Source organism: Micromonospora sp. NPDC049836 (assembly GCF_044465125.1).
Classification (GTDB): Bacteria; Actinomycetota; Actinomycetes; order Mycobacteriales; family Micromonosporaceae; genus Micromonospora.
Genome location: NZ_JBITLH010000028.1, coordinates 1 through 21,964, shown reverse-complemented (window position 1 = coordinate 21,964; position 21,964 = coordinate 1). Strand labels below are relative to the sequence as shown.

General features: G+C 72.5%; 20 protein-coding genes, 1 tRNA gene and 1 pseudogene. 11 read left to right on the top strand and 11 right to left on the bottom strand.

Features of this window, described 5'->3' with window-relative positions; translation table 11 throughout:
* Positions 1 to 452: 452 nt before the first annotated feature.
* Positions 453 to 827 (top strand): PH domain-containing protein, encoded by a 375-nt coding sequence (locus ACIBPB_RS33190; protein WP_396843183.1) that lies wholly within the window; start codon positions 453 to 455, stop codon positions 825 to 827.
* A 138-nt stretch (positions 828 to 965) separates the two neighbouring features.
* On the opposite strand, the gene ACIBPB_RS33185 is transcribed toward ACIBPB_RS33190, so the two are convergent.
* The gene (locus ACIBPB_RS33185) at positions 966 to 2,153 is read right to left on the bottom strand and encodes a right-handed parallel beta-helix repeat-containing protein (RefSeq protein WP_396843182.1); all 1,188 of its coding nucleotides are present in this window, start codon (positions 2,151 to 2,153) and stop codon (positions 966 to 968) included.
* 452 nt (positions 2,154 to 2,605) lie between these two features.
* On the opposite strand from ACIBPB_RS33185, the gene ACIBPB_RS33180 reads away from it, so the two are divergent.
* From ACIBPB_RS33180 to ACIBPB_RS33170, 3 genes are read left to right on the top strand one after another with little or no spacing between them, the layout of a single operon-like run.
* A complete protein-coding gene (locus tag ACIBPB_RS33180) occupies positions 2,606 to 3,331 on the top strand; it encodes a hypothetical protein (protein WP_396843181.1) in 726 nt (241 codons plus the stop codon).
* 32 nt (positions 3,332 to 3,363) lie between these two features.
* Positions 3,364 to 3,858: a hypothetical protein gene (locus tag ACIBPB_RS33175; protein ID WP_396843185.1), complete on the top strand. Its 495-nt coding sequence runs from the start codon at positions 3,364 to 3,366 to the stop codon at positions 3,856 to 3,858.
* A 48-nt stretch (positions 3,859 to 3,906) separates the two neighbouring features.
* Positions 3,907 to 6,183, top strand: a complete 2,277-nt coding sequence (locus tag ACIBPB_RS33170; RefSeq protein WP_396843180.1) for a tetratricopeptide repeat protein — start codon at positions 3,907 to 3,909, stop codon at positions 6,181 to 6,183.
* An 86-nt stretch (positions 6,184 to 6,269) separates the two neighbouring features.
* Here ACIBPB_RS33170 and ACIBPB_RS33165 read toward each other — a convergent pair.
* Positions 6,270 to 6,356 (bottom strand) — tRNA-Ser (locus ACIBPB_RS33165).
* A gap of 75 nt (positions 6,357 to 6,431) precedes the next feature.
* Here ACIBPB_RS33165 and deoD point away from each other — a divergent pair.
* The 3 genes from deoD (at position 6,432) to ACIBPB_RS33150 (ending at position 8,332) form a co-directional block, all read left to right on the top strand.
* Positions 6,432 to 7,139 (top strand): purine-nucleoside phosphorylase, encoded by a 708-nt coding sequence (gene deoD, locus ACIBPB_RS33160; RefSeq protein WP_396843179.1) that lies wholly within the window; start codon positions 6,432 to 6,434, stop codon positions 7,137 to 7,139.
* A gap of 114 nt (positions 7,140 to 7,253) precedes the next feature.
* On the top strand, positions 7,254 to 7,892 hold the full coding sequence (locus tag ACIBPB_RS33155) for a TetR/AcrR family transcriptional regulator (protein ID WP_357317103.1): 639 nt from the start codon (positions 7,254 to 7,256) through the stop codon (positions 7,890 to 7,892).
* Entirely contained in the window at positions 7,889 to 8,332 is a 444-nt protein-coding gene (locus ACIBPB_RS33150; protein WP_396843178.1) for an acyl-CoA thioesterase, read from the top strand. Before ACIBPB_RS33155 ends, ACIBPB_RS33150 begins: the two co-directional genes overlap by 4 nt.
* A gap of 159 nt (positions 8,333 to 8,491) precedes the next feature.
* On the opposite strand, the gene ACIBPB_RS33145 is transcribed toward ACIBPB_RS33150, so the two are convergent.
* The 4 genes from ACIBPB_RS33145 to ACIBPB_RS33130 all read right to left on the bottom strand — a co-directional run bounded on the left by ACIBPB_RS33145 (position 8,492) and on the right by ACIBPB_RS33130 (position 10,386).
* Complete coding sequence (locus ACIBPB_RS33145; RefSeq protein WP_396843184.1) at positions 8,492 to 8,977, bottom strand: nucleoside deaminase; 486 nt, start codon at positions 8,975 to 8,977, stop codon at positions 8,492 to 8,494.
* A gap of 130 nt (positions 8,978 to 9,107) precedes the next feature.
* Positions 9,108 to 9,632: a tRNA adenosine deaminase-associated protein gene (locus ACIBPB_RS33140; protein ID WP_396843177.1), complete on the bottom strand. Its 525-nt coding sequence runs from the start codon at positions 9,630 to 9,632 to the stop codon at positions 9,108 to 9,110.
* A 119-nt stretch (positions 9,633 to 9,751) separates the two neighbouring features.
* On the bottom strand, positions 9,752 to 9,922 hold the full coding sequence (locus ACIBPB_RS33135; protein WP_197087529.1) for a hypothetical protein: 171 nt from the start codon (positions 9,920 to 9,922) through the stop codon (positions 9,752 to 9,754).
* A gap of 71 nt (positions 9,923 to 9,993) precedes the next feature.
* Positions 9,994 to 10,386 carry a hypothetical protein gene (locus ACIBPB_RS33130; protein WP_396843176.1) on the bottom strand — a complete coding sequence of 131 codons (393 nt, stop codon included), beginning with the start codon at positions 10,384 to 10,386 and terminating at the stop codon, positions 9,994 to 9,996.
* Positions 10,387 to 10,496: 110 nt separating this feature from the next.
* Between ACIBPB_RS33130 and ACIBPB_RS33125 the strand changes: the two genes are divergently transcribed.
* Positions 10,497 to 11,255 carry a M23 family metallopeptidase gene (locus ACIBPB_RS33125; protein WP_396843175.1) on the top strand — a complete coding sequence of 253 codons (759 nt, stop codon included), beginning with the start codon at positions 10,497 to 10,499 and terminating at the stop codon, positions 11,253 to 11,255.
* Positions 11,256 to 11,324: 69 nt separating this feature from the next.
* On the top strand, positions 11,325 to 12,395 hold the full coding sequence (locus ACIBPB_RS33120) for a PHP domain-containing protein (protein WP_396843174.1): 1,071 nt from the start codon (positions 11,325 to 11,327) through the stop codon (positions 12,393 to 12,395).
* Here the strand turns inward: ACIBPB_RS33120 and ACIBPB_RS33115 are convergent.
* A pseudogene (locus ACIBPB_RS33115) lies at positions 12,278 to 13,406 on the bottom strand (DMT family transporter); the annotation flags it as partial. The gene ACIBPB_RS33120 and the pseudogene ACIBPB_RS33115 overlap by 118 nt on opposite strands.
* A gap of 178 nt (positions 13,407 to 13,584) precedes the next feature.
* On the opposite strand from ACIBPB_RS33115, the gene ACIBPB_RS33110 reads away from it, so the two are divergent.
* Positions 13,585 to 15,255 (top strand): DUF885 domain-containing protein, encoded by a 1,671-nt coding sequence (locus ACIBPB_RS33110; RefSeq protein WP_396843173.1) that lies wholly within the window; start codon positions 13,585 to 13,587, stop codon positions 15,253 to 15,255.
* Positions 15,256 to 15,360: 105 nt separating this feature from the next.
* On the opposite strand, the gene ACIBPB_RS33105 is transcribed toward ACIBPB_RS33110, so the two are convergent.
* The 3 genes from ACIBPB_RS33105 to nudC form a co-directional block, all read right to left on the bottom strand.
* On the bottom strand, positions 15,361 to 16,923 hold the full coding sequence (locus ACIBPB_RS33105) for a DUF6114 domain-containing protein (RefSeq protein WP_396843172.1): 1,563 nt from the start codon (positions 16,921 to 16,923) through the stop codon (positions 15,361 to 15,363).
* Positions 16,924 to 17,015: 92 nt separating this feature from the next.
* Positions 17,016 to 17,558, bottom strand: a complete 543-nt coding sequence (locus ACIBPB_RS33100; protein WP_357317160.1) for a DUF6230 family protein — start codon at positions 17,556 to 17,558, stop codon at positions 17,016 to 17,018.
* 450 nt (positions 17,559 to 18,008) lie between these two features.
* Positions 18,009 to 18,932, bottom strand: coding sequence for an NAD(+) diphosphatase (nudC, locus tag ACIBPB_RS33095; protein WP_396843171.1), 924 nt, complete (start codon positions 18,930 to 18,932; stop codon positions 18,009 to 18,011).
* A gap of 185 nt (positions 18,933 to 19,117) precedes the next feature.
* Here nudC and ACIBPB_RS33090 point away from each other — a divergent pair, with 185 nt between their 5' ends.
* The gene (locus tag ACIBPB_RS33090) at positions 19,118 to 20,917 is read left to right on the top strand and encodes a VanW family protein (protein WP_396843170.1); all 1,800 of its coding nucleotides are present in this window, start codon (positions 19,118 to 19,120) and stop codon (positions 20,915 to 20,917) included.
* A 73-nt stretch (positions 20,918 to 20,990) separates the two neighbouring features.
* Here the strand turns inward: ACIBPB_RS33090 and ACIBPB_RS33085 are convergent, their stop codons facing one another.
* Positions 20,991 to 21,617 carry an NADPH-dependent F420 reductase gene (locus tag ACIBPB_RS33085; RefSeq protein ID WP_396843169.1) on the bottom strand — a complete coding sequence of 209 codons (627 nt, stop codon included), beginning with the start codon at positions 21,615 to 21,617 and terminating at the stop codon, positions 20,991 to 20,993.
* Positions 21,618 to 21,964 lie beyond the last annotated feature (347 nt).

The following is a 21,964-nucleotide window of genomic DNA, read 5'->3' as shown; positions in this document are numbered from 1 at the left end:
CGACCCACGGCGGCTGCTCACCCCTCCTCACGTTCAGACAGAACGATCCTCGCGTCCCGAGGACACGCCCAACATCATTTCGTTAGGAGCTCTAAGCGCGGGGTGCTGTCTGCTGTCGGCGGGGTGCTTGCCGCCGTTGGCGCGGCGGCAGGTGTCGCGGCGGTCCAGGCCAGCGCGGGTGGCGTTTACCTCCTCGGCTTCGTGGTCATGATGGCCGGTGGCCTCATGATCGCGAAGGCGAGAAGGCTCGGTCTCCCGGCGCGGCGTACGTGATCGGTGGACGGTCAGCGGCTTTCCACGCGGCCGGTGGACACTCTCGTAGGGGTGCTGAGCAGTCCACCCGACAGCCCGCGGCGAGGTGAGCTGATCAGCCAGGACGGGTCGACCGGCCGCCCTGGACGGAGGTCCGACTGGTTGATCTTCGGTGCTGGCGGCCTGGCTAGGGTGACGCCATGATCGACTTTGCGAACGGCTCCGTGTTCAAACTGCATCCGTGCAATCCAGCCGACATCGCCCCCGCGGTCGCGCCACTGCTGATTCCTGGCGAGCAGATGGTCTCGTGCTTCAAGGCTGTTCGGGACTTCGTTGTGTTCACGGACAAGCGCCTGATCGCGGTCAACGTTCAAGGAATCACGGGCAAGAAACGAGACTTCACGTCCCTCCCCTACAGCAAGATCCAGGCGTTCTCGATCGAGACCGCCGGCACCTTTGACCTCGACGCCGAACTCGACCTGTGGTTCAGCGGACTCGGCAAGGTTCGGCTGGAGTTCAAGGGCAACTCGGACATCCGGCAACTCGGTCAGATGGTTGCCTCCTACGTGCTCTGAGCAGGGCCCGGACCTGGTTTGGCGGCGCCCTGACCGCCCACACCCCTCACGAGTTTGAATCTCGTATCCTCCGCCCGACGAGGGCCGGCTCCCATCAGGAAGCCGGCCCCTCGCCTTGCTACCGCCCGGTCCGTTCGGTCAGCCCAGGACGGAGACCGACGAGCGGGCGCCCACGGTACCGGTGATCAGGCGCACGAACGGCGCCTCCCGGTCCGGGCCGCTGACCAGCCGCGCCGAGACGTAGTCCACCCCGCTGGCCAGGTAGAGCGCGGTACGCATGCCGGCGCCCGCCACGATCCACTTGGCGCCACCCTTGGCGCGCTGGAACGCGCCGCCCTCCACGCTCACCGCCGAGGCGCCGATGTAGAAGCCCGCCGAGTTCTGGTCCGTACCGCTGGTGCCGACGCCGGTCGAGTCGGCGGTGCAGCCGGAGATCGTGCAGTTGGCGCCGCGGATCTCGAACCCGTTGCCGGCGGTGTCCTGCACCTCGCACCCCACCACGGTGGCACGGGAGGACTCGATCTTGAAGCCGGGCGCGGCCGCCGTGGAGGTGCCGGTGCCGTACACCTTGCTGCCCCAGACCTTGATGTTGCCGCCGCCGATCCGGTACCCGCCGAGATCGCCGCCCTGGGCCGAACACCCGCTGACGAAGCCGTCGGAGGACTGGAGGTTGTAGGCCCAGCCGCCCGCGTTCTCGACCCGGCAGTCGGTGATCTTGAACTCGCGCTGCCCGCCGGCGTACGTGCCGCCGAGGTAGATGCCGTCGCCGGTGGTCCGGGTGACGAAGACCCGGGTCAGCCACGGCGCCGGGTCCGGCCCGTACTGGTCGGGGGTCGCGTTCATCTGGAAGTTGAGCCCGTTGGCCACCAGGTTGGCCGCGTCGAGCCCGATGTCGCTGACGCACTGCCGGGAGGCGGTGATGGTGCCCAACGCCTCGGTCCAGGGGTTGATCACCAGGGCCGACCCGCTGAAGCCGGTGTCCGCGCGCAGCATGGTGACCAGCGGGCCCGCCCCGATCAGTGCCTGCTTGTCCCCGAGCACCACCGGGGACTTGAGCTTGTACTGGCCGGGCGCCACGAAGACGGCCTTCATCGAGGCGCTGCCCAGCGCGGCGTTGATGGCGGCCTGGGCGCCGAGGGTGGGGTTCACCTCGTAGGTGGCGCCGGACCCGGCGGGGCCGACCCACGGGATGGCGCCGGTGGAGGCCAGCGCGGCGGCCTGGGCGGGGGTGATGCCACCCAGCGCCGGCGCGGCGACGGCGGCGGCGCCGGCACTGACCGCGGCGGCCCGCAGCAGAGAACGCCGGTCGGAACGCTTGTCCTGCATGTTTCCTCCTGGGGGTTGTCTCGCCCGGGTGGGCGAGGTGCGGCGGCGACGCCACCGGCCCCGGAGGATGCGAACGGTCGGCACGCGGCCCGGCGGTGCCGGGCTGCGCGCAGTGCTATCCGTCTGTGGTGGATCCCCCGTGGCAGCGGCGGTACCGGCGCTGCATCGCGGGTCATCATTCCAGCCACCCGTCGATCCGTCTGCCCGGCGAAACGGACGTTCCGCCGGCCGCCGGGAGAGCGGGCCCCGGCCAGCGGGAGCGAGCCGGCCAGCCGGCGTGAGCCCGGCGTCGCGGCTGGACCGCACACCCCGGGCGCGACCCGCACGCCCCCGGTACGGTGCGGGTGGGTGCGACGCTGACGGCCTTCGCGCCGACGACCCCCCGCCACACACCGAGGCCGCACCGTCGTACACATGTTCCATCCACAGCCTGTGGACGCCCGGGAGATCGGATGAGTTACCAGCTCAGCGCGGTGGTCGCCGACGTCGAGCTACTGCGCGAGCAGACCGCCGACCTGGACCACGCGGTGCTCGCCGCGCTCCGGCAGGACTTCGCGCTGCTGCCGATCACTCCGCAACTGGTCGAGGAGCTGACCGGCCACCTGCCCGACTTCACCACCGGCGAGGTCTCCCCGGAGCAGCCGTTCCGGCTCGTCCTCGCAGCGGACCGGGCCGGTGGCGGGGTCCGTGAGCGTGACGGTGGGCAGCCGCCCCGCGGTCGCCCCGGAACGGCGCCCGGCGAGAGCCCGGCCGACCCGCCACCGCCGGCCGGGCCGGACCTGGCGGAGCTGCTGGCCCGGTGGTCCCGGCGCGGGCCGGTGGCGTACCTGGAGGCGGAGTTCGCCGGCGGGCTGGGCCACCAGGCGGCCGCCGTGTGGCTGGGCGGCGAGCTGAGCTGGGGGCCGTGCGTCGACCGGGCCCTGGACCGGCCGCGCGCCGAGTGGCCGATCAATGCGGCGCTGGCCCGGCTCGGCGCCGAGCCGGGGCCGTGGATCGACTACTTCGCCGAGCTGGGCCTGCACCTGGAGCGGGACACCGCCGGCTGGCTCGCGCACGGCCGCCGCGGGCTCTCCGCCGACTACTGGGACGAACTCGCCGAGGAATGGGAACTCCGGCAATCCGACCCGCACCAGCAACCTCCTCCCCCCAGTCCCGTTGTGGACTGGGGGAATGCATGAAACTACGGCAATTCGGCTTCATCGCCGCGCTCATGGCGGCCGCTTCGATCGCCGGCAGCGGCGTCCGTCCACAAGGGCCGGAGGTGCCGGCCCGCCCGGTCGGCGCCGCGGAGGTGGTCGGCCTCGGTGGGCTGCGCAACGTCGAATTCGGCGACACCGAGCAAGAGCTGACCCGGCGCGGGGTGCTGCGGACGGACGAGGACGCGTGCGGACCGACGCTGGCCGGGCACGAGGCGGTCAGCCCGATCTTCGCCGGCGACCGCCTGGTCCTGCTCTGGCTCGGCGATCCGATGAGCACGCCCGAGGGGATCAGCGTCGGTACCCCGGTGACCGAGGTGCGCGACACCTTCCCGGCGGCGGTCGAGCTGGCCGCCCCGCAGAACTCGTACCGGTTCGACGGGCTGCTCGCCCGCGACGGCGACCGCGCGTACCTCTTCCTGCACGACGGCATGACGGTCCGGAAAATCATCGCCGGGTACGCGGACTGGGCGCGCCGCCTCTTCGACGAGGGCTACGGCCCCTGCTGACCGGACGGCCGTGCTCGACCGCTTGTCACCACTATCGATGATAGTGGGATGACCCGCGTCTTCCGGCGCCGATGGCGGACCAGAACAGTAGTGCTGCTGGGAGCCGCCGCAGTGTTCGGTCTGGTCACGGTGGCGACCTGGTGGCTTCCGGTAGATTGGCGGCCTCGTTCTGGTTGGGCGGGTACGGAGCAGGCGGGCTGGATCGCAGGCATCCTCAGCACGGTGCTCGCGCTGGCCTCGTTCGTCTTCGACCGCATCTCTGGTTACCGGGAACGCGGTCGCGAGCGGTCGCCCCTGGACGGAGTGGTGCGGGTGGGCCGGCTGCCGCGGCAAGCGGCCTGGCTGCAGGACCGGCGTGCCCGCATAGACTTGGTCAAGGCCGCCAGAGCCGGCCGGACAGCGGTGCTCACGCAGGTGTTGTCCGGGATGGGCGGCGTCGGCAAGACACAACTCGCCGCGCAGTTCGCACGCCGCTTGGACGGCAACGGTGAGTTGGATCTGCTCCTCTGGGTGACCGCGTCCAGTCGTGACGCCATCATCGCAAGCTACGCCGAAGCCGCACAGGCCATCGGGCTCGCCCCCGTCACCGAACCGGAGGCGGAGGCAGCGGCGGGTCGGCTGCTGGGATGGCTGGAACACACCGACAAGCGGTGGCTGGTAGTGCTGGACAACCTTGACACCCCTTCGGACGCCGCGGGCTGGTGGCCACCGGACAACCGGCATGGCCGCACAGTCGTCACCACTCGCCGCCGCGACCCGATTCTGCATACCGATGGTCGCATCCTGATCGAGGTCGACCTGTTCACCCCGGCTGAGGCTGCCGCCTACCTCACGCGGGCGACGGGCGAGCCCGCCGAAAGGCGGGCGGATCTCCAAGCCCTTGCCGCGGACCTTGGTTACCTGCCGCTGGCCCTGGCGCAGGCAGCCGCCTTCATCCGCGACCGCGGCACTGACTGCGCCACCTACCGTCAGCGTCTTGCCGACCGTCAACAACCGCTAGCCGATCTCTCCCCACCGGAAGACGCGCTGCCCGACGACCATCGCGCCACGGTCGCCGCGACATGGTCCCTGTCAATCGACGCGGCCGACGCTCATTCACCGCAGGGCCTCGCCCGGCCGGTCCTCAACATCGCCGCTCTGCTGAATCCCAACGGCATCCCCGCCGCTGTTTTCACCACTGATGCGATGTACGGGCACCTCGGCGCTATCAGCGGCCGGAGCATCGACCGGCAGGCGGTTATCGATGCCTTGCGCAACCTTCACCGACTCAACCTCATCACCCATGACCCCGCTGCCGGCGCGGTCCGTGTACACGCCCTCGTCCAACGCGCCACCCTCGACGATCTCGACAGCGCAGATCTCGCCGCCGCAACTCTCGCTGCCGCCGAGGCTCTGCTCGAGATGTGGCCTGAGATCGAACGTGACCCCGAACAGGCTCAGAATCTGCGCACCAACGTCACCGCTCTCCGTAGCAGTAGCGGAGATTCTCTGCTCCACCAACGCTCCCACCCACTGCTCTGGCGCACCATTCGCAGCATCGGCGAGAGCGGCCAGGTGGAGGCGGCCGCCATGGCCTTTGACCAACTCCTCGCAGACTGTCAACGGGTGCTCGGACCGGATCACCCCGACACGCTGATCATCCGGGGAAATGTCGCCTACTGGCGGGCCAACACCGGCGATCATGCGGGCGCCGTCGCCGCGTTCGAGTTGCTCCTAGTCGACTGTCTACGGCTGTTCGGGCCTGACCACATCCATACCCTCGTCGTGCGCAGCAACATCGCGTACTGGCAGGGCTTGGCGGGCGATCCCTCTGATGCCGCCGATGCCCTCGAACAACTCCACCGCCACGAACTGCGGATACTCGGGCCCGACCACCCCGACACCCTGACCACCCGCCACAACATCGCCAAGTTCCGCGGCGAGGCCGGCGACCTCTCCGGCGCCGTCGACGCCCTCGAACAACTCCACCGCGACGAACTGCGGATTCTCGGGCCCGACCACCCTGACTCCCTGACCACCCGCCACAACATCGCCTACTGGCGCGGCCGGGCCGGCGACCTCTCCGGCGCCGTCGACGCCCTCGAACAACTCCTCCACGACCGGCTGCGGATACTCGGACCCGACCACCCCGACACCCTGACCACCCGCAGCGTCATCGCCAAGTTCCGCGGCGAGGCCGGCGACCTCTCCGGCGCCGTCGACGCCCTCGAACAACTCCTCCACGACCGGCTGCGGATACTCGGACCCGACCACCCCGACACCCTGTCCACTCGCAGCGTCATCGCCGGGCTTCGGGCCAGGACCGGCTTCGCCGCTGAGGGCTAGGCGGCTCGGAAAGTACCAACTGACACCAGAAACGGAACGCCCGGCCGATCCTCGCGGATCGACCGGGCGTTCGCGCATTTCACGAGCGGTGGCGGCGGGATTTGAACCCGCGGAGGGCGTAAACCCTCACACGCTTTCGAGGCGTGCTCCTTAGGCCACTCGGACACGCCACCGCCGAGTAGGGTACAGGACCCCGGGTCTGGACGCCGAACCGGTATCCCCGGGCCCGGCCTGGCAGGATCGTTGCCATGAGTACGCACATCGGCGCTGAGCCGGGAGAGATCGCCGAGCGGGTCCTGATGCCGGGTGACCCGCTGCGGGCCAAGTGGATCGCGGAGACCTACCTCGAGGACGCCCGCTGTTACACGACGGTTCGCGGCATGCTGGGCTTCACCGGCCGGTGGAACGGCGTCGAGGTCTCCGTCCAGGGCTCCGGCATGGGCATGCCCTCCGCCTCGATCTACGCCCACGAGCTGGTCACCGAGTACGGCGTGAAGACGCTGATCCGGGTCGGTTCCTGTGGCGCCCTCACCGAGGACCTCCAGCTGCGGGACGTGGTGGCGGCGATCGGCTCGTCCACCGACTCGAACATGAACCGGATGCGCTTCGACGGGCTGATCGACTACGCCCCGGTGGCCGACTTCGGGCTGCTGCGTACCTCGGTCGAGGTGGCCGAGCGGCGCGGCATCAGCATGCGGGTCGGTCCGATCCTGGCGGCGGACGCCTTCTACACCGATCGGCCCGACCTCTACGACCGGCTGGCCGACTACGGGGTGCTCGCGGTGGAGATGGAGTCGGCGGCGCTCTACACGATCGCGGCCCGGTTCAAGGCTCGGGCGCTGACCATCCTGACGGTCAGCGACCACATCAAGACCGGCGAGAAGACCACCTCGGCGGAGCGCGAGCAGACCTTCAGCCAGATGGTCGAGATCGCTCTGGACACCGCCATCGCCTGACCCGTCCCGGTTCTTTCCGTCCGCCCCGCCACCATCCCGGTGGCGGGGCGGACGCGTTCCACGTCACATAAATTAATACGACCGGTCGGTCTTATTTTGGTTTACGCTGCCCGCATGACCCTCGACGGCCGCGTCGCCCGCGGCGACCGCACCCGCCGCGCCGTGCTGGACACCGCGGTGGCGCTGGCCACCGAGGTCGGCCTCGACGGCCTCTCCCTCGGCCAGCTCGCCGACCGGCTGGAGGTGAGCAAGTCGGGCCTCTTCGCGCACTGGCGCTCGAAGGAGGCGCTCCAGCTCGCCACCGTCGACCGGGCCGTGGCGCAGTGGCAGGAGCGGATCATCGAGCCGGCCCTGCGCGCCCCCCGGGGCGTACGCCGGCTGCGGGCCCTGCACGAGGCACGGATCGACTTCTACGCCGCCCGGGTGCTCCCCGGCGGCTGCTTCTTCGCCAACACCGAATTCGAGTACAACGTGCGTCCCGGCCCGATCCGGGACCGGCTCGCCGAGGCGTTCCACCGCTGGACCGCCTTCCTCGAACGGCTCGTCCAGGAGGCCGTCGACCTCGGCGAGCTCCCCGCCGACCTGGACGTCGCGCAGCTCGCCTACGAGATCGACGCGTTCGGCATCAGCGCCGTGATGCGCTCCCGGCTGCTCGACCCGGACGCCACCTACCGGCACGCCCGCCTGGGCCTGCTGAACCGGCTGTGCGCGCTCAGCCCCGACCCGACCCTGCTAACGGAAGGCCCGTCATGAGCCACCAGTTCGGTCACGTCGAGCACGTCACCGTGCACTTCGACGACCTCGACGCCATGGGCATCCTGCACAACGCCCGGTACGCGGTGCTGCTGGAGCGCGCGCTCACGCCGTACTGGACCGAGCGGGGCATCGCCTTCTCGGCCGGGCGGCACAGCGCCCCCGACGTGTTCCACGCCGTACGCGAGTTCGCCATCACCTACCACGCCCCGGTCACCGGGGTCGGCGCGCTGGCGGTGCACTTCTGGCTGGAGCACCTCGGCACCAGCAGCGCCCGGTACGCCTTCGAGTTCCGCTCACCGGACGGCCGCACGCGGTACGCCGACGGCACCCGCTCGATCGTCCGGCTGGACCCGGCCACGCTGCGCCCGACCGCCTGGACCGAGGCCGCCCGGGCGGTCGCCACGACCCTGCTGCGCCCCGCCGCCCTGCCCGCCTGACCGACCCACCCGACGCTGCCGAGCCGCGGCCCGGGCCAACCGGTATGAGCGGAGCCCGGGCCCACCGGAATGGCCAGGACGCGGGCCCCCGGAATGGGCGGAGCCCGGGCCTAGCGGAATGAGCGCGGCCCGGGCCGCCGAAATCAGCGGAGCCCGGGCCTAGCGGAAGAAGGCGCGGAGCAGGGCGGCGCTCTCGGGCTCGAGCACGCCGCCGTAGACCTCGGGGCGGTGGGGCAGGCGGCGGTCGCGCAGCACGTCCCAGAGCGAGCCGACCGCGCCGGTCTTCGGCTCCCACGCGCCGAAGACCACCGTCGAGATCCGGGCCAGCGCGATCGCGCCGGCGCACATCGTGCACGGCTCCAGGCTCACCACCAGCGTGCAGCCCGCCAGCCGCCAGTGCCCCAGCCGCTCGGCGCCCCGCCGCAGCGCCAGCACCTCGGCGTGCGCGGTCGGGTCCCCGGTCAGCTCCCGCTCGTTGCGCCCGATGGCCAGCTCGGCGCCGTCCGGGCCGTAGAGCACCGCGCCGACCGGCACGTCCTCCACCGCGTCGGCGCCGTCGTCCGGGCCGGTCACCGCGACCTCCAGGGCCCGGCGCATCCACAGCTCGTGCCGCTGCCGGCGGCCCACGCCACCGGGGTCGGCCAGCCCCTCCTGCGCGCCCGGACCGACCCGGCCCGGCCGGCCCGGAGTGGGCTGCCCCGGGCGTACGGTCTCCAGCGCCGGGTCGGTGGCGTCGGCCGGCTCACCGCCACCGGTCCAGAACGGGCCGGACGGCTCAGACCTCACGCAGCTCCTCGACCTCGTCCGCGCAGCCGAGGACCTGGCAGATCTCGGCGGTGACGTCGGCCGGCATCATGCCGTCGTGGCCGCAGAGGGCGAGCAGCTTGGGCGCGGGGATCCCCAGGTCGGCGAGGAGGTCGGCGTCGCCCACCGGGTCGGCCTCCGGGTCCACCGCCGGCTGCTCGGACTCGTCCCCGCCGGCCGCCGCCCGCGGCTCCTCGGCCTCCTCCAGCCCGGTGACCGACGTCTTCAGGTCCCCGACCAGCAGGGCGCCGAGCCGCGACTCCTCGGCGTACGCCGAGTCAGAGCCGAAGATCCGCAGGTCCTCCCCCTCGTCCAGGCGCAGGATCACCAGGTACGTGTCGTCGGCCTCGACGAAGAGCAGCGACAGGTCGGCGTCCGGCTCGGCGTCGCGGAGCCGGTCGGCGACCTCCTCGATGTCGGTGACGCCCCGCAGGCTCACCTCTTCGGCGGACCAGCCGCCCTCGACGCGCGCCACGGCAGCAGCGAAGTACGACACGGTCCCCCCAATTTGGCCTCGGCAGCATGCCGACTCGTCACGCGATGCACGTTAACCGGTCGGGTCGGCGGGCGACCGGTCAACGCCCCGAAGGGCCGGCCGATCCGGGAGAAAGTCGGTCAGCCGGCGATCCGCCGGCGGGTGGCGATGAGCTGGCGCAGACGCTCGGTGCGTACCCGCTGCGGCCGCTCGCGCTGACGTACCGTGCGGGCACCGGCCAACTCGGCGAGGAGTTGGAGGCGGCGGCGGCTCCGCTCGGGGTCGAGCCGCGGCGGGGTGGTCCAGGCCATACCGCGAGGGTGGACCGTCACCGCGGGTACGTCAAGGGGCGTTCGCTACGCAGCGGAGACGTCACCGGAGGTCACCAGAGTGGCCAGTTCCCGCTCTGCGCCCAGCGCACCGCGACGACCGCCGCGGCGATGCTCCAGCCGCCGGCGGTGACGATCGCGACGCCGGTCGCCACCCCCCGGTCGCCGTACCGGACCAGGGCGGCGGCGGCCACCCAGGCCAGCGTGCCGCCGATCAGCGTCCACCAGGCATAGCCCGGCACATCCCGCCCGAGCAGGCCGAACAGCAGCAGCCAGGCGAAGGCCGTCACCGCGCCGGAGGCCACCCCGGCGCCGGTGACCGGGTGCGGCTCCCGCCAGACCGGCCGCATCGGCGCGCCGGCCGGGAAGAGCCCCGACGGGGCCCGTGGCACCGGCCGGGCCGGGCCGGGGCCGGTCTCGCCGGGTCCCGCGTGCCAGCCGCTCATCGCCCCTGCTCCCTTCACGGACCGTGCACCCCCCGAGGTCACGCTGAGCGACCGTCTCGGGGCCGGCTCCGGCGTTCGTCCCCACCGTACTTCTCTGCCAGGATGACCGGATGCGCTCGCGATCGACCGGCCGCCGTCCGCGCCCCGCGTTACCGGTCCTGCTGCTGCTCGTCCCGGTCCTGGCCGCCGGCTGCGCCCCCGACGCCGGCGGCCCGGCCGGCCCGGGGAGTTCCTGGCAGGGTCCGAGCGGGCCGGTCACCGCCGAGCAGCCCGCCGCGTCGCCGTCGGCGTCGCCCGGCACCGCGTCGCCCACCCCGTCGGCCAGCCGTACGCCGCCGCGGCACGTGTTCCCGGTGCGGGCGGGCAACGTGGCCTTCCACCCGACGCACTCCGCCTACCCGGGGACGGACATCTTCGCCGACTGCGGCGAGCCGGTGGTGGCGGTCACCGACGGCCGGATCCTCGAGGTGAGCCGGGTGGACCGGTTCCGCCGGAGCGGCCCGCTCGGCCCGTACAACGGGGGGCTGTCGGTCTCGCTGCTCGGCGACGACGGGGTCCGCTACTACGGCTCACACCTGAGCGCGATCGCCGCCGGCATCGACGCCGGGGTCCGGGTCCGGGCCGGCCAGCAGCTCGGCAAGGTCGGCCACACCGGCAACGCCAACAACGTCTGCCACCTGCATTTCGGCCTCTCCCCGAAGTGCACCGGGCAGAACGACTGGTGGATCCGGCGGGGCGTGGTGTGGCCGGCGCCGTACCTGACCTCGTGGCGGGGTAAGGGCAACCGGGGGCCGGCCGCCGAGGTGGCGGCCTGGCAGCGGAAGCACGGCTGCCCGAAGGCGCCGGGGACGGGCGCCGGCGGCGGCTGACCGGTCCACTCCCGACAGCCGGGGCGGGACGCCCCGCGGCCGGCGGCGCGGACGCGTAGGTTGCAGGTCATGACTGCCCGGGATCCCATCGCCGACCTGCGCCGGATCGCGTTCCTGCTGGAACGGGCCAACGAGGCCACCTACCGGGTCCGGGCGTTCCGGTCGGCCGCCAAGACGCTCGGCGCGCTGCCGGCGGCGGAGGTGGCCGAGCGGGCCCGGACCGGGAAGCTCACCGAGCTGTCCGGCGTCGGTGACGTGACCGCCCGCTGTGTGGCCGAGTCGCTGGCCGGCGAGGAACCGGTCTACCTACGCCGGCTGGTCGCCACCGAGGGCACCGACCTGGACGCGGCGGCGCAGCAGCTGCGGGACGCGCTGCGCGGCGACTGCCACACCCACTCCGACTGGTCCGACGGCGGTTCCCCGATCGAGGAGATGGCGCTCGCCGCGGTCGAGCTGGGCCACGAGTACGTGGTGCTCACCGACCACTCGCCCCGGTTGACGGTGGCCCGGGGCCTGACCGCGGCCCGGCTGCGCCAGCAGCTCGACCACGTGGCGGCAGTCAACGAGGCGCTGCCGAAGGGGTTCCGCATCCTCACCGGCATCGAGGTGGACATCCTCGCCGACGGGTCGCTGGACCAGGACGAGGAGCTGCTCGCCCGCCTCGACGTGGTGGTCGGCTCGGTGCACAGCGGCCTGAACGACGACCGGGCGAAGATGACCCGGCGGATGCTGGCCGCGGTGGCCAACCCGCACCTGGACATCCTGGGCCACTGCACCGGGCGGATGGTGTCGTCCCGGCCGGCCGGGGTGACCGGCCCGGGCGACCGGGGGCACCGGGCGCGTACCCGCAAGGAGAGCGACTTCGACGCGGACGCGGTCTTCGCGGCCTGCGCGGAGCACGGCGTCGCCGTCGAGATCAACTCCCGGCCGGAGCGGCAGGACCCGCCGAAGCGGCTGATCCGCCGGGCGCTGGAGGCCGGCTGCCGGTTCGCCATCAACACCGACGCGCACGCCCCGGGGCAGCTCGACTGGCAGCGGTTCGGCTGCGAGCGGGCGGCGCTCTGCGGCGTACCGGCGAACCGGGTGGTCAACACCTGGACGGCCGACCGGCTGGTGAAGTGGACGGCCGGCCGCCGCTGACCGGGGGCCGGGTCGCCGCGGTGGCGGCCCGGCGTGCGGTCAGCGGCCGGCGGGCACCGGCGCCGGGCTGACGGCGTCGACGGCCGGGGCCGGGCGACGCCGGCCCAGCATGCCCTGGGCCACCGCCACGCCGAGCAGCACCACCAGCGCGCCGACCGGCTGGTGCCAGTTCATCCGCTCGCCCAGCACGACCGCCCCGACCAGCACCGCGAACACCGGGATCAGGTAGGTGACGGTGGAGGCGGTGCTCGCCCCGGCGAGCCGGATGTTGCGCAGGTTGATCACGAAGGCCAGGCCGGTGCCGAGCATGCCGAGCGCCAGCACGCTGCCCAGCACCCGGCCGGAGAGCCCGGCCGGCGCCGGCGGGGCGCCGACCACCAGCGGCGCGACGACCGCGAGCTGCGCCGTCGCGACCAGCAGCTGGGCCGCCGAGAGCGACAGCCCGGAGTACGCGGTGTCGGCGATGAACTTCTTCTGGTACGGGATGGCCACGCCGTAGCAGGCCGCCGCCCCCAGGCACATCAGCTGGCCGAGGAAGTGCGAGCCGCCGACGCCCTCCCAGACGCCGAGCACCACCAGCACCCCGGCGAAGCCCAGCCCCAGGCCGACGGCCCGGCGCACGGTCAACCGCTCGGTGCGGAACACCAGGACGGCCAGCGGCAGCACGATCAGCGGGGTGGTCGCGTTCCAGATCCCGGCGAGCATCGACTCGACCCGCTGCTCGCCGAAGCCGAACAGGGTGAACGGCAGGGCCACGCCGAACGCGGCGACCACCACCAGGTGCGCCCACACGCGGGGCTCCCGGGGCAGCCGGTCGCGCAGCACGGCCAGCACCACGAGCAGGGTGGCCGCGCCGGTGGCGACCCGGTAGAGGGTGAGGTGCAGGGGGTGCAGCTCGGTCACCCCGACCTTGATGAACAGGAAGCTCGAACCCCAGATCACACCGAGGGCGAGAAAGCCGGGCAGCCAGCTTCGCAGCGGGGCTCGGTCAGGAGTGAAGTCGCCGGTCACTCATGACACTCTGCCGCAGGGGTACGACGAAGTCGCGCGAAAATCGGCCCACGTGTCGGCCGCCACAGCGACTCCGGTGACCCGCTGGTCGTACCCGCCGCCGGGCCCACGCCGCGGCCGGCCCGAACGCGGCAAAGAGGCTCGACAACAGGGCGGTACGGTCACGTAGGGTCGCAGGGTGGGACGAATCGATGACCTCGCCAACCGCTACGTGGCCGACTGGGCCCCGCTGAGCCCGACCGGCGCCACCTACGTCGGCATCGCCGGCTACGACGACCAGCTCGACGACCTGACCCCGGAGGGATACGCCGCCCGCGCCGACCTGACCCGGCGCGCCCTGGCCGACCTCGACGTGACCGAGCCGGACACCGAGGCCGAGCGGACCGCCAAGGAGGCGATGCAGGAGCGCCTCGGTCTGGAGCTCGCCCGGCACGAGGCCGGCGAGACCACCAGCGAGGTCAACGTGATCGCCAGCGGGCTGCACGAACTCCGGATGGTCTTCGACCTGATGCCGACCGGGAGCGAGGACGCCCGCGCCAACATCGCGGCCCGACTCAACCGCTTCCCGGCCGCGCTGGAGGGCTACAAGCGGACGCTGCGCGAGGCCGCCCAGGCCGGGCGGGTCAGCTCCCGGGCGCAGCTGACCGAGGTCGCCAAGCAGTGCGACATCTGGACCGACCCGGACGGCGACAACTTCTTCCACGGGCTGGTCGAGCGGCTCGGCGCGGACGGGGCGCTCGACGCCGACCTGCGCAAGGGCGCCGCCGCGGCGACGGCCGCCACCGCCGAGTTCGGGCAGTTCCTCCGCTCCGAACTGGCCCCGCGGGGCCGGGAGAAGCAGGCCGCCGGCCGGGAGCGGTACGAGCTGGCCTCGCAGTACTTCCTCGGCGCCCGGGTCGACCTCGACGAGACGTACGCCTGGGGTTTCGCGGAGCTGGCCCGGCTGGAGGGTGAGATGCGGGCGGTGGCCGCCCGGATCGTCGGGCCCGGCGCCACCATCGACGAGGCCGTCGCGGCGCTCGACGCCGACCCGGCGCGCACCATCCAGGGCAAGGAGGCGTTCCGGGACTGGATGCAGGCGCTGGCCGACAAGGCGATCAGCGAGCTGCACGGCACCCACTTCGACATCCCGGAGCAGGTGCGGCGGATCGAGTGCTGCCTGGCCCCGACCAGCGACGGCGCGATCTACTACACCGGCCCGAGCGAGGACTTCTCCCGGCCGGGCCGGATGTGGTGGGCGGTGCCGCAGGGCGTCACCGACTTCTCCACCTGGCGCGAGGTGACCACCGTCTACCACGAGGGTGTGCCCGGCCACCACCTCCAGGTCGCCCAGACGGCGGTCCGCGCCGAACTGCTCAACCGCTGGCAGCGGCTGCTCTGCTGGGTCTCCGGGCACGGTGAGGGCTGGGCGCTCTACTCGGAGCGGCTGATGGACGAGCTGGGCTACCTGGAGGACCCGGGTGACAAGCTCGGCATGCTCGACGGCCAGGCGTTCCGGGCGGCCCGGGTGATCGTCGACATCGGCATGCACCTGGAGCTGGAGATTCCCCGGGACAACCCGTTCGGCTTCCACCCGGGCGAGCGGTGGACGCCGGAGCTGGGCTGGGAGTTCATGCGGGCGCACTGCCGGGTGCCGGACGAGAACCTGCGCTTCGAGCTGAACCGCTACCTGGGCTGGCCCGGGCAGGCGCCCTCGTACAAGGTGGGGGAGCGGATCTGGCTGCAGGCCCGGGAGGAGGCGAAGGCCCGCAAGGGCGCCGACTTCGACCTGAAGGAGTTCCACCGGCAGGCGCTGGATCTCGGCTCACTGGGGCTCGACCCGCTGCGCCAGGCGCTGGCCCGGCTGTAGCCGCCGCCCCCGGGTCCCCGGCCGGGGACCCGGACACCGGCCCGGTACGACGGACGGCCGGGAGTCGGAGGATCACCTCCGGCTCCCGGCCGCAGCCGTTCGGGATCAGGCCAGGTCGAGGTGGAGCCGCGGCTTGGCGGTCAGCCGGTTGCAGTCGACGAAGGCCAGGTCGATCGTCGGGTCGGTGAAGGTGATCGGGATCGGCGAGGTGATCGGGAGGCCGTCCGGGAACGGCAGGTCCGGGGTCAGCGTGATCTTGATGCCGAGCAGGTAACCGACGAAGCGGGTGGCGTAGAAGGCCACGTCGCCCTGGACGGTGAGCCGGTCGGTGACGTACCGCTGGCGCTTGCCGGCGGGGCCGTCGGCCAGCAGCACGAAGTCGTCGGTCACCGCCTTGTCCATGGCGAACTTCAGCACCTTGAGCGTGCCGTCGCCGGTCGGCAGGTCGACGATCCCTTCGAACCGCAGCCCGGTCATGGTCACACTCGAGCCGGTTAGCTTCGAGGGCTGCGCGGCCACCTTGGGCTGGTTCGCCTCGGCGGCGATCCTGGGCAGCGGCTTGCCCTCCTCGACCGGCTTCGGCTTGGCCGGGGTCGGCCGGTCGCAGGCGCCGGGCTTGGCCGGCGCCGGCTTGGCCGGGGAGGTGGCCTTCGGCGTGGGCGCGGCGCTGGTCGGGCCGCTGGTCGGGGCGGCGCCGGTGGCCGTCGGCTCGGGCGTGGGCGCCGGGCTGCTCGCCGCGGCCTCGGGCTCGTCGCCACCGGTGAACAGGTCGGTGATGCCGTCGACGATCTTGGTCAGCAGGTTTCCGTCCGAGCTCTTCTGCTCGGTCGGTTCGGCACTGGCCTTGGCGCTGGCCGACGGGGCCGCGGAGACGGTCCGCTCCGGCCGCGCCGGGGCGCTGGTGGTGGGGCAGGCGGCCGGGGCGGCGATCGCCGGTTCCTGATCGCGCAGCCCGAGCAGACCCACGGTCGACACGCTGGCGAGCACCAGCAGGATCGCGTACAGCTTGGGGTCGCGCCGGCCGTCGCCCTCGCGGGCGTCGGGTCCGACGGCCGGCAGCACCTCGGTGCGGTCGGCCGACCCGCGGGGCTCGCCCGGGGCCGACTCCCGCAGCGGGTTGCGCGGCTCGGGCAGCGTGTCGGTGAGCACCCCGGTCGTCTCGTCCTCGCGCTGCCGGGGCAGCAACTCGTCGACCAGGGCGGGCTCGTCACCGTCGGTCTCCTCGGCCGGCTCCGCCTCGGCGGGGGCCGCGGCCTCCTCGGCGGGGGCGGCCGGCCGCTTCCGCGGCACCCAGGCGAAGCCGAGCGCGCTACCGATCATGCCGAGCAGCAGGCCGATGAAGAAGCCGCCGAGGTTGACTCCGATCAGCGAGTAGAGCGCGGTGATCGCCGCCACGATCGCGTAGAACATGCGCTGGGCGGGGCTGAACCAGAGCAACATCCCGCAGGCGATCAGGATGACCGGGATCAGCCAGGACAGGAAACCGGTCGGCCCCATCTGGAAGGTGAGGCCGCCGAGGCTCATCTGCGTGGTGCCGAAGATCTCCAGGCCGGCCAGCGCCGTGAAGAGGCCACCCCAGAAGGGCCGTTCCCGCCGCCACCGGCGGAACCCACCCCACGCCTGCCCGAGCCGGCTGGGCCGCGCATGCTGCGTCTCGGTGGTTGTCACGTGTTCCTCCTGGCGGTGCTGGCGGTGCTGTCAGGGCGGTGGAACAGAGTCGAGGCCCGCGGAGGGCGCCCTCCGCGGGCCTCGACATCAGATCAGAAGCATTCCTTGGCGGCCGCGCCCACGTTCACCTTGAGCTTGAGGCCGTTCAGGGTGAAGACGCCGGCGCTGGTGGAGCGGGCCACCTGCTGCAGGTCGTTGATGACGACCTTGTCGGCGCTCTGGCCGAAGGACTTCGGCGTGGCGGACGCGTTCAGGTCGGTCGCGTCGCGGCCGATCTTGATGTTGGTGAACTCCGCGTCGCCCTCGAGGGAGTCCATGTCGATCAGCAGGCCGCTGGCGGTCGCCGGGTTGCCGCCACCACCGGCGTTGATGGTCAGCACGACCGGCAGGTCCGGCACCTTGACCGACTGGCACAGGTCGTACAGCTTGGCGTTGGAGATCTCGGAGACGGCCACCGGGTGCACGGTGCCGTCCTTCTCCTTGGCGAAGCCGCCGTACTGCTTGAAGCCGTCGCCCTCCAGCTTCGAGGCGCCGACCTTGAAGGTCTGGCCCGAGACGGCGAACGAGGCGGCGATCGCGCCGTTCGCCATGCCCAGCACGATGCCGCCGGCCACGACGGTCGCCGGCACCATCATCGCGGCAAAGCGACGCCAGCGGGTGCCGCCACTCACCTGACGGTTCTCCGATTCACTCACAAGGTCCTCCTCGACGGGGGTTCGTCACCGGGTGCGGGTCGCGCCTCGGGACGGGAAAGCTGCGGGGCGGCGCGGAGACCGTTGTGCCGAACGGACCGCGCAGTACGCGGATTGGATGCTCTCGCGAAGCGACACACCTCACAAGTCCCTTGCTACTGACCAGTAACACAACCGTGGTATCAAGATCGCCGAGTGTTACCGACGGTTAACATCGAGGTACCGCGAACCCCCGGGCAAACCACCCGGATTACGACACGGAGACCGGCAGGTTTCACGTGTGGTAGCCGTCACGGCTATACATCACAGTTCGGTAACGAGGAGCTGACGGACCGCTGCGGATGATCCGCGACTCACCCGTCCGGCCGGGCCGGCTGACCGGTCGGCCCGGCCTCAGCCCCGGCCGTCCAACCAGGACCCCAGCAGGTGCCGGTCGATCGAGTCGATCCGGCCCAGCGGCCGGCCCGCCGCCACCCGGGCCCGCAGGTCATCCCGGGTGAACCAGCGCGCCTCCACCAACTCGTCCCCGTCGACCTCGAACTCGGTGCCGGCGGCCGTGGCCCGGAAACCGACCATCAGCCCGGCCGGGAACGGCCACGCCTGCGACCCCTGGTACGCCAGCCGCGACACCGTCACCCCGGCCTCCTCGGCCAACTCCCGGCGGACCGCGTCCTCCAGGCTCTCGCCGATCTCCACGAAGCCGGCCAGCGTCGACCAGGAATCCTCCGCCGCGCCCCGGTGCCGCGCCAGCAGGCAGCGACCGGGCTCGCCGGGCGCCTCCACCAGCATGATCACCGCCGGCTCGATCCGGGGGAAGTGCAGCCGGCCGCAGTCCGGCCCGGTGCACGAGCGGGTGTGGCCGCCGTCGCGGACCCGGGTCAGCGCCCCGCAGCCGCCGCAGTGGCGCTGGCCCCGGTGCCAGTGCAGCATCCCCTTGGCGTACGCCTGGACGGCCGCCTCGGCCGCCCCCAGCCCCGCCACGATGGCGCGTACGTCGACCGCCTCGGCGGCCCCGGCGAGCCGCAACGCCGCCGGCTCCGGGTGCCCGGACAGGTCGACGGCGAAGACCGCCCGCCCCGCGTCCAGCCCCAGGAAGACCGGCTCGTCCACGGCGGCGAGCAGCCCGGCCGCGTCGACCGTGGGCAACCGCACCGGCGCCCGCTCCGCCGACACGAGGCAACGGTCCTGCCAGAACGGCAGCAGCACGCTCTCCCGGTCGGCCAGGCGGGCGGAGATCCAGCCCGGGTCGGCACGCAACGCCGCCGCCCGGTCCAGCCAACCCCCGCCGTACGCCGGGCTCTGCTCGTCGGTCCGCACCCGCTCACAGTGCCACGACCCGGGCGCGGGAATCGCCCCGGCCCGGGTGACCGTCGCGACACCCACCGGCCGGTCGACGGGCCGTGCCCGGCCAGCGACTCCCGACCGGGTCGAGCGTTGGTTACCGTAGGTGTCTTCCGGGTGGGGGAAGCGGTCCCCACGTGGTACTTCCGATCGAGGTTGCTGTGACGCTGTACGGGGAGAAACTCCCGCCCGCCGACGACCGGCCCACGGTGAAGGTCACCGCGGTGAGCTGGCCGGACGACGAACCGGAGCCCACCGTCGCCCGGGCACCGGGCCGCCCCGCCTGGTACCGGCGGGGCCGGATCCTGCTGGCCGGCGGGCTCACCGCGGCGGTGCTCGGCGCCGGCGCCTGGGCGTACGCGGGGGACGTGCCCCGCGGCACCACGGTGCTCGGCGCGGAGTTGGGCGGCCGGAGCCGGGCCGCGGCGGCCCGGGTGCTGGCGGCGGAGCTGGACCGCCGGGCCGCGACGCTGAGCGCCCCCATCACCCTCACCGTGGGCGAGCGGAGCATGCCGGTGCAGCCGGCCGACATCGGCCTCGCGATCGACGTGGACGCCACCGTGGCGGCCGCGTCCGCCATCGACGCGCACCCGGTGAGCCGCCTGGTCGGCTCCCGCAGCGTCGACCCCGTGGTGACGGTCGACGCCAACCGGCTGGCGGCCACCCTCCGGCAGGCCATGGGCAACCAGGGCCGGGAGATGACCATGCCGGCGATCATCTTCACCGGTACCACCCCCAAGCCGGTCTACCCGAAGCCCGCGCTCACCGTCGACCAGGACGGCGCGGCCGCCGCGGTCAAGGCGGGCTGGCTGGCCGCCCGACCGGTCACCGTGCCGCTGGTCGAGCAGTGGCCGGCCACCAGCCGCGCCGAGGTCGACAGCCTCCTCGCCGAGTTGGCCCGGCCGGCGGTGGCCGCGCCGGTCACCCTCGCCACCGATCGCGGCTCGGTCACCATCCCGCCCGCCGCGATCGCCCGCGGCCTGCGCTTCTCCTCCGACCAGGCGGGCAAGCTCACCCCCCGGGTCGACGTCAAGCGGCTGCGGGCCGCCCTCGGCGATGCCCTGGCCCGGATCGAGGTGGCGCCGAAGGACGCCGGCCTGACCATCTCCGGCGGCAAGCCCAAGGTGGTGCCGGGGCGGGCCGGCCGGCAGGTCGACGCCGCCGCCCTCAGCCAGGGCCTGCTCGCCGTGCTGCCCAAGGCCGACGGCCGTACCGTCCGGGCCGACCTGACGCCGGCCCAGCCGGAGCTGACCGAGGCGAAGCTCGCCGAGCTGGGTATCCGGGAGCGGGTCTCCACCTTCACCACCCGGTTCACCGGCGGCCTCTCCTCTCCCCGCAGCCAGAACATCGTCCAGGCGGCCAAGGACGTCGACGGCGCGATCGTGCGGCCCGGCGAGACCTTCTCGCTCAACGGCCACACCGGCGAGCGCGGCTACGACCAGGGCTACCAGGACGCGCCGACCATCGTGGGCGGCAAACTGGTTCCGGGCGTGGGCGGCGGCGTCTCACAGTTCACCACCACGCTGTTCAACGCGACCTACTACGCCGGCCTGGAGGACGTCGAGCACAAGCCGCACTCGTTCTACTTCAGCCGCTACCCCGCGGTGATCGAGTCGACGATCTACTGGCCGCAGCTGGACTTCAAGTTCCGCAACAACACCCCGTACGGCGTGCTCATCGACACCTCGTACACGGGCAGCACGATCACCGTGTCGATCTGGAGCACCAAGATCTACGACAGCGTCAAGACCGAGTACGGTCCGCGCCGCAACATCACCCAACCGAAGACCGTCTACCTGGACCCGGGCCCCAGCTGCATCTCCGCGGCGGGCAGCGTGGGCTTCGCCCAGGACGCGTACCGGGTGATCAAGAAGGGCGGCAAGGTGGTCAAGCGGGAGAAGTTCAGCTGGCGCTACGACCCGGAGCCGCGCTTCATCTGCGCCCCGAAGCCCGCCGCCTGACGTCCGTCGGGCGCAGGCACGAGAAAGCCCCGCCGGGCTCGTCGCCGGCGGGGCTTTTCCTCGTCGTACGCGGTCAGGGTCGCGCCTCGGCCAGGCCCTGCCGCACCCCCTCGGCGTCCCGGTCGGTGCCGTAGACGGGGGTGTCCGGCTGCTGGCGCCAGCTCTCGTCGAGCGTGCCGGCGTCCACCGGGTCGAAGCCCAGCTCGTCCACCAACTCCATGACCACCCGCTTGGCGTCCGCGTCGTCGGCGGCGACCGGCAGGGCGATCCGGTCCGGGCTGCCCGCCGGCTTGCCGTTCTCCATCAGGTGTCCGGCCTGGATGGTGTTGAAGACCTTCACCACCCGGGCGCCGTTGAGCCGGTCCGCGGTCCACCGGCTGGAACTGAGGCTGCGGTCGAGCAGCTCGGGGATCTCGCCGTCGCGCTGCGGATAGTAGTTGTCCGTGTCGATCACAAGCTTGCCGTCGAAGAGCTGGGCCGGTAGGTCCGGCACGGCCTTCACCGGGATCGCGATGGCGACCAGTTCGGCGTCCCGCACGGCGTCCTCCACCGTCCCGGCCGTGGCGCCGGTCTCCGCGGCGAGGTCGGCCAGGCTCTCCGGCCCGCGCGAGTTGGCCACCGTCACGTCGTGCCCGAGGGACCGCAGCCGACGGGTAAGGGTGCCGCCGATGTTTCCCGACCCGATGATTCCGATCTTCATGGACCACTCCTGCCTCCGCCGGTGCCCGGCGGTCAGTTCCGGTCGAACCATCAGCAGGTACCCCGACCGGCGCGGCTCGATCGGGGACCGGGACGTACCGCACGTCACGTCTGCCGGCGCGGCGGCCGGTTCCCGTCCCGACGGTACGAGAGTCGCCGGCCACCAGGCGGGCATTCGGCCGAACGCGTCGGTGGCGACGTCAGGGATGGGTGGGGAAATGCAGTGAGGGCCACCCCGTTGGGGGTGGCCCTCACTGAAAGATTGTCCGGCGGTGTCCTACTCTCCCACACCCTCCCGAGTGCAGTACCATCGGCGCTGGAGGGCTTAGCTTCCGGGTTCGGAATGTT